Origin of the sequence: Streptomyces sp. NPDC057307 (assembly GCF_042667665.1) — a bacterium.
Taxonomy (GTDB): domain Bacteria; phylum Actinomycetota; class Actinomycetes; order Streptomycetales; family Streptomycetaceae; genus Streptomyces.
Genome location: NZ_JBHUZM010000163.1, coordinates 1 through 15427, shown reverse-complemented (window position 1 = coordinate 15427; position 15427 = coordinate 1). Strand labels below are relative to the sequence as shown.

At 71.3% G+C, this 15427-nt stretch carries 10 protein-coding genes; 6 read left to right on the top strand and 4 right to left on the bottom strand.

Features of this window, described 5'->3' with window-relative positions:
• Positions 1 to 57: 57 nt before the first annotated feature.
• Positions 58 to 2358 (bottom strand): MMPL family transporter, encoded by a 2301-nt coding sequence (locus tag ACFUN8_RS32940; RefSeq protein ID WP_383645818.1) that lies wholly within the window; start codon positions 2356 to 2358, stop codon positions 58 to 60.
• A gap of 476 nt (positions 2359 to 2834) precedes the next feature.
• On the opposite strand from ACFUN8_RS32940, the gene ACFUN8_RS32935 reads away from it, so the two are divergent.
• From ACFUN8_RS32935 to ACFUN8_RS32915, 5 genes are all read left to right on the top strand, one after another.
• Entirely contained in the window at positions 2835 to 4178 is a 1344-nt protein-coding gene (locus ACFUN8_RS32935; RefSeq protein ID WP_383645814.1) for an FAD-dependent oxidoreductase, read from the top strand.
• A gap of 33 nt (positions 4179 to 4211) precedes the next feature.
• Positions 4212 to 5963, top strand: a complete 1752-nt coding sequence (locus tag ACFUN8_RS32930; RefSeq protein WP_383645813.1) for a prenyltransferase — start codon at positions 4212 to 4214, stop codon at positions 5961 to 5963.
• A gap of 68 nt (positions 5964 to 6031) precedes the next feature.
• The gene (locus ACFUN8_RS32925; protein ID WP_383645811.1) at positions 6032 to 7636 is read left to right on the top strand and encodes a class I adenylate-forming enzyme family protein; all 1605 of its coding nucleotides are present in this window, start codon (positions 6032 to 6034) and stop codon (positions 7634 to 7636) included.
• Positions 7637 to 7742: 106 nt separating this feature from the next.
• Complete coding sequence (locus tag ACFUN8_RS32920; RefSeq protein ID WP_383645808.1) at positions 7743 to 9158, top strand: protoporphyrinogen/coproporphyrinogen oxidase; 1416 nt, start codon at positions 7743 to 7745, stop codon at positions 9156 to 9158.
• A 253-nt stretch (positions 9159 to 9411) separates the two neighbouring features.
• Positions 9412 to 11940 (top strand): ATP-binding protein, encoded by a 2529-nt coding sequence (locus ACFUN8_RS32915; RefSeq protein WP_383645805.1) that lies wholly within the window; start codon positions 9412 to 9414, stop codon positions 11938 to 11940.
• Positions 11941 to 12034: 94 nt separating this feature from the next.
• On the opposite strand, the gene ACFUN8_RS32910 is transcribed toward ACFUN8_RS32915, so the two are convergent.
• Positions 12035 to 13261, bottom strand: coding sequence for a glycosyltransferase family 2 protein (locus ACFUN8_RS32910; protein WP_383645802.1), 1227 nt, complete (start codon positions 13259 to 13261; stop codon positions 12035 to 12037).
• Between the two features lie 209 nt (positions 13262 to 13470).
• Entirely contained in the window at positions 13471 to 14457 is a 987-nt protein-coding gene (locus ACFUN8_RS32905; RefSeq protein WP_383645800.1) for a zinc-binding dehydrogenase, read from the bottom strand.
• Between the two features lie 61 nt (positions 14458 to 14518).
• On the opposite strand from ACFUN8_RS32905, the gene ACFUN8_RS32900 reads away from it, so the two are divergent.
• Positions 14519 to 14827 carry an ArsR/SmtB family transcription factor gene (locus ACFUN8_RS32900; RefSeq protein ID WP_383645798.1) on the top strand — a complete coding sequence of 103 codons (309 nt, stop codon included), beginning with the start codon at positions 14519 to 14521 and terminating at the stop codon, positions 14825 to 14827.
• Between the two features lie 148 nt (positions 14828 to 14975).
• Here the strand turns inward: ACFUN8_RS32900 and ACFUN8_RS32895 are convergent.
• Positions 14976 to 15427: flavodoxin-dependent (E)-4-hydroxy-3-methylbut-2-enyl-diphosphate synthase (locus ACFUN8_RS32895; RefSeq protein WP_383645795.1), on the bottom strand; the 452-nt coding region annotated here is incomplete at its 5' end.

Genomic DNA, 15427 nt, shown 5'->3' with positions numbered 1-15427 from the left:
CGCGTGATGCGCGCGGGGGCGGGCCACAGCCGTCAGCGGGGGCGGTGTGTTCCGTCCTCAGTGCACGCTCTCGCGTGTCGACTGCCCGTCCGCGTTCCCCTCGGGCCCAGCGTTCCCCTTGGACCCCGTCGTCGCGGACGCCTCCGCGAACGGGCCCGGCGCGTCCGGCGTCTCGCGCAGCCCGAACCTCTTGTGGAAGCGCGCCAGCGGTGCCGGCGCCCACCAGTTCGCACGCCCCGCCAGCCGCATGAACGCGGGCACCAGCGCGCCCCGTACCAGCGTCGCGTCCATCAGGACCGCGACGGCCAGGCCCAGGCCGATGGCCTTGAGGTACGAGATCCCGGACAGGACGAAGCCCAGCCACACGATGGCGATCAGTCCCGCCGCGGCGGTCACCATCGCGCCGGTGCGCTCCAGCCCGCGTGCCACCGCCAGTTGGTTGTCCCCCGACCGGTCCCACTCCTCCTTGATCCGGGAGAGCAGGAACACCTCGTAGTCCATCGACATGCCGAATGCGATGCAGAACAGCAGCACGGGCACGGTCCAGGTGATCGTGTCGGTGACCACGAAGTCGCCGACGACGCCCTCCAGATGGCCGTCCTGGAAGCCCCACACCAGCACACCGAACGTGGCGCTGAGACTGAGGCAGTTGAGGACCAGCGCCTTCAGCGGCAGCACCAGCGAACCGGTGAACAGGAACAGCAGGACGAACGTCGTGACACCGATGATCGCGAGCGCCGTCGGCAGCCGGTCGTACATGGAGTCGAGGGAGTCCACCAGCTCCGCCGCCGGACCGCCGACCCGCGCGTCGTACGGTGCCTCGGCCGCCCGGATGTCCTTGACCAGCTTCTCGCCCTCCTCGCTCAGCGACTCGCTCTTGGGGATCACCGAGAGGTACGTGCTGTTGTCCGCGCTGAAGCGGTCGGAGCCCGGTCCGGGCGGGGCCACCCGCTCACCGGCCGCGAAGGAACCGGCCTCGCTGTCGACCCGCGCCACGTTGCCGAGAGTGGAGAGCTTCGCCACGTACGCGTCGACCGAACGCTCGCCGGTCGGCGGGGTGTCGCTCAGCACCACGTTCAGCGCCTGTGACTCCTGGGCGCTGAAGTCCTCCCGGATGATGTCGCTGATCTGCCGCGACTGGGTGTCGGCGGGCAGGACGCGGTCGTCGGCGAGGCTCATGTGCAGGGACAGGAAGGGCGAGCCGAGGAAGAGCAGCAGGCCGATCACGGCGACCGCGACCGGCACCGGGAAGCGCATCACGTTCGTCGCGAGGCGGTACCAGAAACGCCGCGCCTCCGGCTTCGGCGGCTGCTCCTCCTTGCCGCGGCCCAGGACGCGGATACGGCCCTTGTCGATACGCGGGCCCAGCGCCTTCAGCAGCGCGGGCAGGAAGGTGACGGAGACGAGCGCCGCGAGCAGGGCGGTCGGGATGCCCGCGTACGCGAAGGAGCGCAGGAAGTAGAACGGGAAGACCAGCAGGCCCGCGAGCGCCAGCGCGACGGTCACCGCGGAGAACAGGACGGTGCGGCCGGCGGTGCGCAGCGCGGTCGCGATGGCCTCGTCCGTACCGGCGCCGCCGTGCAGCTCCTCCCGGTACCGCTTGAGGAGGATGAGGCCGTAGTCGATCGCCAGGCCGAGTCCGAGTCCGGTCGCGACGTTGGTCGCCAGCACTGAGACATCGGTGAAGAGGGTGAGGATACGGAGCGTCAGCAGGACGGACACGATGGTCAGTCCGGCGACCAGCAGCGGCACCAGCGCGGCCACCACACCGCGGAAGACGAACAGCATCACGACGAGCAGCACCGGGAAGGTGACCATCTCGATCAGGAGGAGGTCGTCCTGGGTGGTGTCCGTGATCTCCTTGTTGGCGACCGCGACGCCGCCCACGCGGGTCTTCAGGCCCTCGACCGTGCCGTCGTACTCCGGCTGGATCCTCTCCAGCGTCTTCTGCACCTGGTCCTCGTCGCCGGTGATCCGCACCAGGACCATGGCGCTGTCGCCGCCCTCGCCGCGCAGGGCCGGGGCCTTGCCCAACGTCCAGTACGACAGGGCCTGTTCGACCCCGTCCTCGGCGCCGATGCGCTCGGTGAGCCGTTCGCCGGCGGCGCCGACCGCCGGGTCGTCGACTCCCCGCTTGTCGGAGACCAGCAGAGTGAGGTTGGGGGCGCCGGATCCGAATCGTTCGTCAAGGACCTCGGCCGTCCGCGCGGATTCGGTGGAACTGTCGGTGAATCCACCGGCGGAGAGAGTCGATATCACGCCACCGCCCAGCGCTCCCGCGAGCACCAGGAGCACACCGGAGAGATAGAGGACCAGCCTGCTGCGGTGTGTGGTGAATCTGGCCAGTGAGGCGAACATTCGGCAACCTTTCGAGGGGGAACGCCGATTCTGGGGGCGGCGTGTCGGTCCCGTTCACACGATCAAGGTAGGGAGCGCGCGAACCCACTGGCAATGACAACCCGGCCCGAAACAGCGGAAGTTGAGCTTCCGGTCGGGCGCGGTCCCGGTGCTGTCCGCGCGAGGTCCGGGCGCGGTCCGGGCGCGGTCCGAGCCCGGTTGAGCCCGGTCGGGCGGCGGTCGAGTCCGGTCGAGCCCGGTCGAAGCGCCGTCCGGGTGCACGGTCGGGGGGTCACCGTAAGGCAGTTGGGCAGCATGCTCCCCGACTACGGTCCCCCGGCGCGTGAATGCGCACAATGACAGGTGTATGCGGGTCCTTTCCTGGGTGACTGCTATATCTAACGGCCGCTTCCCCCTCCTAAATTGCGGCGACAACAGGCGACTACGGGCGACAACAGTCGAGGGCAATCCGAGACATTCCCTGGAGGGGAAAGCGAATGAGCCAGCGTGAGAGGACCGCTGTCATCGGCGGAGGGATGGCCGGCTGCGCCGCCGCCAAGGAGTTGATCAAGGCGGGCCGCGAGGTGGTCATCTTCGAGGCGGCCGCCGGACTCGGCGGCCGGGCCCGTTCGTGGCACCGTCCGGAGATCGAGCCCTCCGTCGGCATCAACCTCTGGTTCACCAGCTTCTACAAGCTGATGTTCGAGCGGATTCGCGAGTACGGGCTTGAGGACCAGCTCGTGGAGATGTCCAACAACGTCATCGTCGTGGACAAGGGCGAGCCCGCCGAACTGCTCTCCGACTCGCTGCGCAGCCTGCTCACGTACAAGCACGTCGGCCTCCGGGACCGGATCGGGTTCCTCACCGGGACGCTGAAGGAGACGCTCAAGCGCAAGCAGCTCGACATCTTCGACCCGGTCAAGCTCGCGCCGTTCGACGACGGCACGACGGCGGCGGAGTACGCGCGCAAGAGCCTGTCGCAGCGCGGCTTCGACAATCTGCTGCGGCCAGAGATCGAGTCGTTCTGGCTGTGGCGCTGCGAGGACGTGTCCGCCGCGCACGTACGGGCGATGCAGGCGCAGGTCGCCGGCGCGAAGTTCTTTGTGTTCCGCAACGGCATGGAGGTCATCGCCGAGCGCAACGCCGAGGGCGCCGACATCCGGCTCGAACACGAGGTCACCGACCTCCAGGTGACGGACGGCCGGGTGCACATCACCGCGCGGTCGGCGGACGGTGAGAGCCACTCGGAGGTCTTCGACGACGTCGTGGTCGCCACCACCGCGCCGGTCGCCGCGAAGCTGACGGCCGCGCTGCCGAACGACATCGTGGGCCGTGACACCCGCGAGTTCCTGGAGACCCAGGTGTACGAGCCCGCGCTGTCGGTCTCGTACCTGGTCGACTTCAGCAGCATGCCGTCCGAGGCGCACATCGTGGCGGCGGGCGCGGACGACCCGCCGGTGAAGACGATCATCACCTTCCCGCGCAAGGTCAAGGACGCGCAGGGGCGTTCCGTCGACAAGCACCTGGCCTTCGTCTATCCGGGCCGCGCCGAGACGCGCCGGCTGCTCGCGCTGTCGCCGGAGGAGCAGTACGCGGAGACGACCCGGCTGGTCACCAAGTTGTGGCCGGACTTCCCGGCGGACGCGGAACCGTTCGAGATCGCGGTCCGCCCCCACGCGATGCCGCTCCCGGCCCCGGGCCGCTACCGGATGTCGGCCCGGGTCATCGGCCTCCAGCACACGCCGGTGGTCTTCGCGGGCGACTACTTCACGGCACCGATCTCGGAGGCGGCGATGCTCTCGGGCATCCGGGCCGCGGAGAAGCTGACGACGGCCGGCTGACCGAGGACGAGGGCGGAAGGGAGAGGGGAAGCCATGGATACGGATTCGCCGTCCGGCACGGGTTCGCCGTCCGGCGGGGTGGGTGCGGCGACGGCCGGTGCCGCCCCGGCGGGCGCCGGAGGCGCCGCTGCGCGCGGCGCGCGTTCCGGCGTGGCCGCCGCTCCGACGGCGGGGGTGGGCGCCGGTCCGGCGTCCGCCGATGCCGTACGCGACGAGGCCGCGCGTTCCGGCGTCGGCACCGCCTCGCCGTCCGGCGGGGTGGGTGCCGCGTCGGCCGATGCCGTCCCGGCGGGCACGTCCGACGCGGATGCCGACGGCCGTCGGCGTGGCGCGGCGGGTGGCACGCGTGCCGGTGCCGCGTCCGTGACGCGTACGTCCGGCGCGGGCGGCGATGCCGTCCGTGACGACGCTGCGCGTGGCGTGCGTACCGGTGTGGCCACCGCTCCTACGGTCGAGGTGAGTGCGGGCACGTCGGGCACCTCCGGAGCGGAAGCCGACGGCCGTCGGCGTGGCGCCGCGGGTGGCACGCGTGCCGGTGCCGCGTCCGTGACGCGTACGTCCGGCGCGGGCGGCGATGCCGTCCGTCACGACATTGCGCGCGGTGCGCACTCCGACGCGCCGACGGACGCGTCCCGTACCGACGGTGCGCCCGCCTCCGGCCCGGCCGGCAGCGTCTCTCCCGGCGGGGGCGCCCCTGGCGCCGCCCCCGCCGCCGCAGCGCGCATGACCGGTGCGGGCACCGACGGCGCCACGGACGTGGCGGCCGGGGTCGGTTCCGACGGCAGCGGCAGTGGCAGCGGCACCGCCTCAGGCCCGGCCGCCAGTGCCTCGCCCCGCACAGCCGCACCCGCCTCCGGGGCCCGAGGCCGCTTCGTCGCGTACGCGCGGCTGGCCAAGTTCGAGTTCGTCCTCGACTACTACCTCAGCATGCTCGTGCTGTGGACCGCGCTCGCCAGTGGTGTGCGGTTCGCGCCCGACACTCTCACCACCCTCGGTCTCTTCCTCCTGGGCGAGATCGGCGTCATCTCCGCCGTCATGGCCCTCGACGACGTCAACGGCATCAAGGACGGCAGCGACCGCGCCAACTACCTCGGCACCGGCGGGACTCCGTTGCGGCCCCTGGAGCGCAAGCCCCTGCTCACCGGGGCGCTGAGCGTGCCGCAGGCCACCCGGTTCGGGTATCTGAGTCTGCTCTGGGGCGTGGTCTTCTGGACGGCGTCCGCCGTCGCCGCGCCCGAGCGGCCGGGGTGGGCGCTGGTCGTGACCGGGCTGGTCCTGTTCGCCGGTTTCCAGTATTCCTGGGGGCTCAAGCTCAGTTACCGGGGACTCGGTGAAGTCCTCATCATGGGCTGCCCGTTGGTCATCGTCGTCGCGCCGTACGGCTTCGTCACCGGGCACCTGCCCGCCACCGTGCTCGTGCAGGCCGTGCTCTTCGGGCTCTGGCAGATCCTCGTCTCCTGCTACTCCAACACCAAGGACATCAGCGGCGACGCGGCCGTCGGCCGCAGCACCGTCGCGGTGCACGCCTCGGCCCGCGGCAATCTGATCTTCATCGGCGCGCTCTCCGCCGCCGACCTGCTGCTGACCGCCGGGGCGTCGGCCGTCGGCTGGGCGCCGTGGTGGTTCTTCGCCGCCCTGCTGCCCGAAATGGCGCTTCGGCTGCGCCAGTTCACCTCCTTCAGCCGTAACGGCGACGCACTGCTGGCACGCAGGCGAGGAGTGGTGGCGTTCCGGACGGGCGTCGCCGGCATCGTCCTGGCCAACCTCATCCACTTCGCGAGCTGAGGGGCGACGGCCGCCGTCCCGTACGCAAGCGGAGCCGGCGGCCCGAACTCCGGACAGGACACACCGACATGGGCACCAAGAACAAACCGACCGGACTCGGCCTGCTCTTCGACGAACACGCGCAGGCCGGCCGCACCACCCGCTTCCAGCTCAGCCGCCCCTTCGACATCGCCCCTGACGCCGGCACCGACTTCACCGTCGCCGGCCTCGCCGAGCTGGTCCAGGAGACCGCCGGACTGCTGTACGAGGCGGGGGCGCGCCCCGGCGACCGGGTCGCCATCGCCAAGGACAACCACTGGGACTATCTGATCCTCGCCTGCGCCACCGCCCGCTTCGGCGGCCTCCCCGTACTGATCGCGGGCAGTCTCCCGGCCCAGACCCTCGGCACCGTACTGAAGCGCGCCGAGGCGCAGTTGCTCGTCACCACCGCCGGCATCCTCCGCTCCGCCGACGAGCAGGGCGTGGACCTGAAGTCCTTCGTCCCGCGCACGCTGACCGTCGGCGCCGCGCTCCCCGGCACGGTCGCGCTGGACGACCTGCGCGGGGCGCGTACGCCGAAGGTGTTCCGTACGGCCGCGTACGAGCCCATGGTCGCCACCCACACCTCCGGCACCACCGGGGTCCCGAAGCTGGTGGTGCACTCCGTCGACACCGTCCTCGGCCACCTCGGCCGTACCGAGTCGCTGCGCTTCCCGATCGTGGCGATGAAGCGTTCCGACACGGTGGCCACCGCCACCCCCTTCAACCACATGCGGATGATCACCTGGAGCACCGGCACGCTGAAGCTGGAGCCGAAGGACGCGCTGCTGCTCGCCGACGCCCAACCGGCCACGGCGGAGCGGATGTTCGCGCGACGGCGGCCGACCTATCTGGAGGCGCTGCCCGCCACGTACATCGGCTGGCAGGAACTGGCCGCGAAACGACCGGAGTTGTACGCGGACGTACGGCTCTACGTGAGCACCTTCGACGCCATCCACCCGCCCACGGTCCGCCGCTTCCTGCACGCCAGCAAGCGGCGCTTCCCGGCCTGGCTCCAGGGCTGGGGCCAGTCCGAGACCGGCCCCATGACCTTCCGGCTGCTCACCCGCAGGGCGCTCGCGGCCAAGGGTGACCGGCACCCCACCACGCGCGACGTCGGCCGCCCGATCCCCGGCTTCACCGGGATGAAGGTGGTGGACCCGGCGACGATGAAGCCGGTGCCCAACGGTAAGCCCGGTGTGCTGCTGACCCGTACCGACGGGCGCTGCATCGGCTACCTCGGCGAGCAGCGGCGCTGGAACGACAAGGCGCGCGGCAAGTGGTGGAACACCGGCGACTACGGCCTGCGCACCGCCGCCGGCGCCTTCCGGCTGCTGGACCGCGAGGTGGACGTGATCCCCGGAATGAGCTGCATCGAGCTGGAGGACGTACTGGCCGACCGGCTGCCGCAGTTGCTGGAGGCCGCCGTGATCGGCATCCCCGGGCAGCTGCCGCTGCCCGTCGTGTGCACCCGGGACGGCTCGCTGGACGAGGCGGAGTGGCGGCGCGCGACCGCGGACCTGCCGGCGCTGGGCGCTCCGCGGGTGCTGCCGCTGGAGGAGATCCCGCGTACGAGCACGGGCAAGGTGCGCCGGGTCGAGCTGCGCGAACGGCTGCTGGGCGAGGAGACGTACGGGACGGGGCGCTGGACGTAAGTCCTGAGTCCTGTCGGCAGTCCTGTCGGCAGTCCTGTCAGCAGTCCTGTCGGCCCTCGGAGATACGTGGAGGTCGGGGATACGTGGAGAAGGGAGCGCACCAGCCATGGCAGAGACGAGCGCACAGCCGGGCAGACAGCCGGGCACGCAGGTCGATGTGGCCGTCGTCGGGGGCGGTATCGCCGGTCTCACCGCCGCGTACCGGCTGAAGGAGGCCGGCCGAGCGCCGGAGGTCTTCGAGGCCGACAGCGACATCGGCGGCCGGATGCGGGCGCGTAAGGAGGACGGCTGGCTGATCGAGACGGGCACCGAGACCCTGGCCTCGCACGGCTACCCGGCCACCTGGCGGCTGATCAAGGACGTCGGCCTCGACCGGGACGGCGGGGTGCTCAAGGTCGGCAGCCTGGCGGGTGTCTGGCGCGGCGGCAAGGCGCACGCGGGCAGCGGGCACTGGGTGGGCACCCTCACCGGTGCCGGGCTGTCGCCCGGTGGCCGGCTGGCCATGACCGGCATGCTGGGCGCACTGCTGCCGGCCCTGGGCAAGGTCAGCACGCGGCGGCCGGGGGAGAGCCCGCTCGGTCTGCGTACGGTCGCCGAGTTCGTCGACGGCAGACACCCCGACCTGCACGACTATCTGCTCCAGCCGGCGGCGGCCACCGGCTGGGCCTGGGACACCCGGCGCTCGTGCGTCGCGCCGCTGGTCGCGACGATGGTCGCCACCCGGGGGCTGCACGGCTGGCGCACCTACCGGGACGGGATGGACTCCCTCGCCCGGAAGGTCGCGGAACGGCTGACCGTGCACACCGGGAGAGCCGTCCAGGAGGTTCAGGAGATTACGGGGAGCCCCGAGGGGGGCGTGCGGCTGGTCTTCGCCGACGGCAGCGTGGTGACGGCCCGCGAGGCCGTACTCGCGGTGCCGGCGCCGGTCGCCAGGAAGCTGTATCCGTCGGCGCCCGCCGACGAACTCCCCTTCCTGGACGCCACGTCGTACTCCCGGATGATCCGCGTGACCTGTCTGGTCGACCGCCCTCTGACGGTCCGTCAGTCACGCGGTACGAAGAAGGTCTACGCGCTGCTCATCCCGGAGAAGGAGGACGGCTATCTGGCCGGGCTGACCTTCGAGCACTTCAAGGCCGCCAACCGGGCGCCGCGCGGTCAGGGACTGGTCAGCATGCTGACGGCGGCCCGCGCCACCGACGAGCTGATGGACCGGCCCGACGAGGAGGTCGTCGAGGCGCTGCTCGGACGCGCCACGAGATACGTGCCCGAGCTGCGCACGGCGCTGCGCCGGTCGTACGTGCACCGCTTCCCGTACGCGGCGCCCGAGGCGACCCCGGACGCGCTGCGGCTGCAGGGCGCCTTCCTGGACCGGCCCGCGCGGGCGGTCGAGTTCGCCGGGGACTGGGTCTTCCAGCGTCCGACGAGCGAAGCCGCCGTACAGGCGGGGGAGTTGGCGGCGGAACGGATCCTGTCGCGGCGGCGGAGTCCCGCTGTCGCGGAGGGGCCGGTGCGGACCGCGTAGCGCACGGGACACGCGGCATGTGGCCGCCCGCTCGCCGGACTCGACTCCCGGTGGGTTGGGCGGCTTTCGTGTGTTTGGAGAGGTGTCGGTGAGCGTTCACTGACCGAGCCTTGACCGATCGTTGGACGGGGCCTGTGAGGTTCCCGGGGAGAGAGAAACAAACGAGACAGTCGTGCGACCTATGTGAGCCACGGGGGCCGGAATGCGCGCGCAGAGCAACGAAGGAACAAAAGGAACGATACGGATCATCGAAATGGTGCGGCAGACGGGCGGCGATCCGGTGCGGGACGCCGCGCGGCCCGCGTCCACGTCCGCGTTGACACCCACGTCCGCGTCCGCGTCGGAGTTCGCACCCACGTCCACGCCCACCTCCACGAGCCCGCCCGCCACGCACCAGCGGGCGCGCTACGCGCTCACCTCCCGCGTCGGCAGGGACACGGAACTGGCCGACCTCAAGGCCCGCGCCGCCGCCCCGAACGGACAGGTCCTCACGCTCACCGGCCCGGTGGGAGTCGGCAAGAGCCGGCTGGCCAGCGCGCTTTTCGAGCAGACCTCCGGCGACTTCGCCGACGGCGGGCGCTATGTGGAGCTGGACACGCTCCGGTTCGTGGACACGGACCCCGACGGCGGGCTCGCCCGCGCGGTCGCGGAGGCGCTGGAGCTGGCACCGGGTCGCGCGGACGGCGCTCCGCTCGATCTGCTGCGGGAGTACCTCGGCGGGCGGGACCTCCTGCTCGTGCTCGACTGCGGCAACCGGCCCCCGCGCGGCATCGCCGAGCTGTGGGAGGCGGTCGCGGCGGCGGCCCGGCGGCTGTGTCTGCTGACCGTCGGGACCCAGGTGCTCGGGATGTACGGCGAACACCGCGTCCCGCTCTTCCCACTGGCGGTACCCACCCCGCACGACACGGCCGATCTGGCCCGGCTGGGGCAGGTCGACTCCGTACGGCTGCTGGTGGACCGTACGAAGGCGGTACGGCCCGGATTCCGGCTCACACAGGAGAACCGGGAGACCGTCGCCACGCTCTGCCGGGTGCTCGACGGGCTGCCGCTCTCGATCGAACTGGCCGCGTCAAGGCTGAAGGTCAGCTCGCCGCGCGCGCTGCTGGACGAGCTGAGTACGGACACGGGAGCGGGAACGGCTACGGGAATGGCCATGGGAATGGCTACGGGAACGACTGCCGGAGCGGCCGTGGGAGCGGCCGTGGGAACGGATCCGGGCGCCGGGGTGGACACGCTGGGACTTCCACCGGCGGCGGTCGAACTCCTCGTACGGCTCGGGGTGTTCACCGAGAGCTTCGGCGTCGCCGAGGCCGCCGGTGTCTTCGAGCTCCCGCTCGACGTCACCCGGCAGGCACTGGAGGAGATGGTCGACCACAGCGCGCTGCTCACCGAGGAGCAGCGGGACGGCAGCATCCGGTTCTGGATGCTGCGCGGCTCCCGGGCGCGGGCCCTGGAACACCTCAGGCGGCAGGACGCCCTGGAGCCCGTCCGGGCCGACCACGCCGTCTTCTTCGTTCGCCAACTGCACGGCATCCGAAGCCAGTTGGAGGGGCCCGGACAGGCAGTGGCGCTGGAGCAGTTCGATCACTGGCACCAGGACGTGCTCGCCGCGCTGGAGTTCCTGGTCGAGACGGGCAACGGCGAGGCGGTGGCGACGCTGGCGACGGCGGCCCAGCCGTACTGGCTGCTGCGCGGCGAGGTGGCGAGCGCCACGCACTGGCTGTCCGCCGCGGTGCGCCTCGGTGTCGAACGGCTCCGGGTGCGGCTCGCCACGCTGGAGGCGCTCGGTGAGGCGCTGCTCCTGACGGACGACCCCGCGGGCGCCAAGCCCTGGCTGGACGAGGCGCTGGCGGCGTACACGGAACTGGCCGACGGCCCGGGGATCGCGACCGTACGCCGCCACCTGGCCCGGCTCGCCCAGATCCAGCGGAACCTCCCCGCCGCCGAGAACCTGCTCACGCTGGTGCTGGCGGACCTGGACCCGCGGGGCGGTGGTCAGTGGTGCCGGGGGGCAGTACTGGCCCGCCTCGCGGAGGTCCGCCGGGACCGGGGGGACGCGGCGTCGGCGGTGCGGCACGCGACGGAGGCGGTACGGCTCTTCGAGCGGGCCGAGGACGCCCGCTCGGCGGCCCGCGCCAAGCTCACGCTCGCGGGACTGACGGGGGCTCAGAACGACCATGACCGGGCGGAACAACTGGCCTGCCGGGCCTTGCTGTTGCTGCACGACCGGGGCGATCTTCCGGAAGTGGCAAGGGGCTTGGCGGTCCTGGCCGAACTCCTCACCCACAAGTACGGCCGCACGGCGGCCGTGTGGGAGCGGGCGGCACGACTGCTCGGCGCGGCGGACGCGCTCCGCCGCCGGGTCGGCGACACCCTGGCGGGCCAGCCGGGGGCCGTCGGCCGGACCCTGCTCGGCCAGGTCGGCGAACGGATGGGCCGCAGTGCCTTCGACACGGCCTGGCAGGAGGGCGGCCGGTGCACCCCGGGGGAGGCCGTCGCCCTGGCCCTCGCCCTGATCGAACCGACCGAACACCGGCCACGCCACACGGACCTCGTCGGCTCGCTGACCCGGCGCGAACACGAGGTGGCGATGCTGGTGACGGAGGGCCTGACCAACCGGGAGGTGGCGCGCAGGCTGGGGATCGCGGAGTGGACGGCGGTGAACCACATGCGCAAGGTGATGCAGAAACTGGGCTGCACGTCCCGAGTCCAGGTGGCGGGCCGCATGCTGCGCCCCCTCGACCAGGGCGCGGCCGCCTCGGCGGCGGCGGGCCGGGGCTAGGGCGTGTCTTGCCGATCAGGCCGGACGGGAGCTAGGGCCTGTCTTCAAAGTAGCGCCGTCCGCCCGCAGGCCAGGCGGGACTTGAAGACAGGGCCTAGCCCCGCTGCGGCATGCCCTTCACCCACGTACGTACGCCACGTGCCAGCCGGCGGGTCAGTGAGCGGCGTTGGCGGGTGAGGCGGGGCGGCTCGATGGACTTGCCGCCCGGCTTCCCCACCCAGTCCGGGATCGTCACCTCGTACGCCGCGTCGGAGACACCGGCGCGGCGGTCGCCGAAGTGGGGGTAGGCGAGGTGCAGGGTGCGGCCCCGGCCGCGCATGATCACTTCCGGCTCCGTGCCGGCCTTGATGTAGGCCAGGATGTCGTCGAGCAGATCGAGCCGGCCGAGCGCGACGCACTCCAGCCGCAGCCGTTCGGCGACCTTGATCCGCCGGGCGACCTGCGGTGACCAGTACGTCTCCATCAGCGGCTTCGCCAGCTCCAGCTTGTGCCGGCGGACCTCCGGGGACTCCTTCACGATCCCGGGGCCGAACTGCTGGATGAGCCCGATCGTGAAGGGTCTGACCAGCAGCCGGTCGCGCTTCGGACCGGCCGGGACCAGGTCGTGGATGAGCCCCATCATCGCGCGCGCGGAGTCGAAGCGGTGCGTGTAGGCGCCGCTCTTGGTGACGTGCTTGCCGTCGTCGCGGCCGACCAGGTAGTAGCAGGTCCGGTCGGCGAAGACCGAGACCCCGTTGCCCCGGAGGTACGCCTCCATGGTGAAGAGGGCGTCCTCGCCGGTGCGCAGTCCTTCGTCGAACCGCAGCCCCAGCCGCTCGATCAGCTCGCGCCGGAACAGCTTCTGCGCGCTCAGCGTGAAGATGATCTGCGAGTCGTAGACGTCCATGCGGTCGGCGGTCCGCTTCCACATGGACTTGGGGGCGCCTCTGTTGACCCCCTCCACCTTGCCGAGCACGACATCCGTGCCGGCCCGGTCGGCCATCGCCATCATGTTCTCGAGCGCGTCGTCGGCGAAGTAGTCGTCCGCGTCGAGGAAGAAGACATACCGGCCCCTGGCCAGGCCCAGCCCCACATTGCGCGGACCGCTGGGCCCGCCCGAATTGGCCTGGCGCACCACGCGGGTCGGGACGGAGCTGCGGGCCGCGAACTCCTCCAGGTATTCCCCTGTGCCGTCGGTCGACCCGTCGTCGACGGCTATCAGTTCGATGCGCTGGGCGCCCAGTGTCTGAGCCTCAACCGATTCCAGGCAGCGGATCAGATAGGGCATCGCTTCATAGGCCCCGACGATCACGCTGACGTCAGGAGCAGGCATGTTGTTCATCGGAATTCAAGACAAGAGACAGAGTTCGTTGGTTGTCCCATCCCGCCCATCATCGCGTGTGATGGTCCTCACAGTGCGAAGTTGCGGCTTATATCCGGATGAGCCACCACCGTCGGCGCGCTCGTCGGACCGGATCGCCCGGCGCGGCCGCGTACGGCACGACGTACGTCATCCCGCAGGCATCACCCCGTAGACATCACCCCGCACACTCACTGGTGTACGGCGACGGTGATCTTGCCGCGTGGGCGTCCGCGGCCCTCGCCGGCCGAGCCGCCGCCTTCCAGCAGTGTGTGCGCCTGTGCGACGTCGGCCAGCGGGAGCACGGCGCCGATGACCGGCCGGAGTCTGCCCTGGTCGACCAGTCGGCCGAGGGCCGCGAGCTTCGCCCGGCCGGGGCTGACGAAGAGGAAGTGGTAGGTCGCGTTCACGCCCCACGCGGCGAGCAGGTTCTGAGGTTCGGGGGTGTCGACGACGGACACCACGCGGCCTCGGTCGGCGAGGATCTCCGGGCTGCGGGCGAGGGTGTCCCCGCCCACCGTGTCCAGCACGACGTCCACCCCGCCCAGCGCGCGCAGCCGCGCCACATAGTCGTCGGCCGAGAAGTCGATCGCGATGTCGGCCCCCAGCCCGGTGACGAACTCGTGATCCCTCGCCCGCGCGGTGGTCACCACCTCGGCTCCCAGCGCGCCGGCGACCTGGACGGCGACCGAGCCGACCCCGCCCGCTCCGCCGTGCACCAGGACCCGCTCCCCGACCCGCACTTGGGCGCGTTCGGCCAGCGCCTCCCACGCCGTCACGCCCACGAGCGCGAGACCGGCGGCCTCGACGTGCGACAACCGGGCGGGCTTGGGGGCGACCAGGGCCTGGTCGACCACATGGAACTCGGCGTAGGTCCCCTGCCCGGCGAACACCGGCGCCAGGTACCAGACCTCGTCGCCCGGCCGGAAGTCGGCTGCCCCGGGGCCGGTCCCGACCACCACGCCGGACACGTCGTTGCCGATCACCGCGGGCAGCGCCACCTGGTCGCGGTAGTCGCCGCGCCGGGTCTGCAGATCGAGAGGGTTCACGGACGTGGCCACCACGCGCACCAGCACCTGGCCGGGTCCGGGGACGGGTCTTGGCAGCTCTCGGGTGGCGAACGCGGTGTCCGCGTCGCCGAAGCGGACGAGTTCCACCGCGCGCATCGAAGTTGACATGCGACGACCTTAGATCGTCATATCGCGAATCGTCAATATGTGCCTGCGCTACGATCACCGTGTGTTCTCGGAAGCGGAGTTGCTGGCTGTGTTCCGGGCCCTGTCCAACCCGGCCCGCCGCCAGATGCTGGTGTGGCTCAAGGAGCCGATGAGTTTCCCCGGCCAGGAGCCCGCCGACGTCGAGATCGGTGTCTGCGTGACCGACATCCAGCGGCGTGCGGGTCTGGGGCAGTCGACCACCTCGCAGTACCTCGCGATGCTGCGGCAAGCGGGACTGGTGATCGCCACCCGGCGGGGCAAGTGGACCTACTACCGCCGCGACGAAGCGAACATCGCCCGCCTCCTGGAGACCCTGCGCGACGTGTTCTAGGTCGGCCGCCGTTCGGCGCGGGCGAGGGCGAGGGCGCGGGCCCCAAGGGCCGGCCGGCGCGGTGAGCGAGGAGACCGGGTACCTGGAAAGCTCCGCCGGGCTGCTGGAGCATGGGTGGTGAGATGCGGAGCCTCCCAGGTGTGTGGGCTTACGACCCCGTCACCACCAGTGGTTCGCCCGACGGGACCCCGTCGCGTTCCATCTGTTCGGCGATCTTCATGGCTTCTTCGATGAGGGTCTCGACGATCTTCGATTCGGGGACCGTCTTGATGACCTCGCCCTTCACGAAGATCTGACCCTTGCCGTTGCCCGACGCCACACCCAGATCCGCCTCACGGGCCTCACCCGGACCGTTCACCACACACCCCATCACCGCCACCCGCAACGGCACCTCCAAGCCGTCCAGCCCCGCACTCACCTGATCCGCCAGCTTGTACACATCCACCTGCGCCCGCCCGCACGACGGACACGACACAATCTCCAGCCGCCGCTGCTTCAGATTCAGCGACTCCAGAATCTGCAGACCCACCTTCACCTCCTCCGCAGGAGGCGCCGACAACGACACCCGGATCGTGTCCCCGATCCCCTCACTGAGCAGCG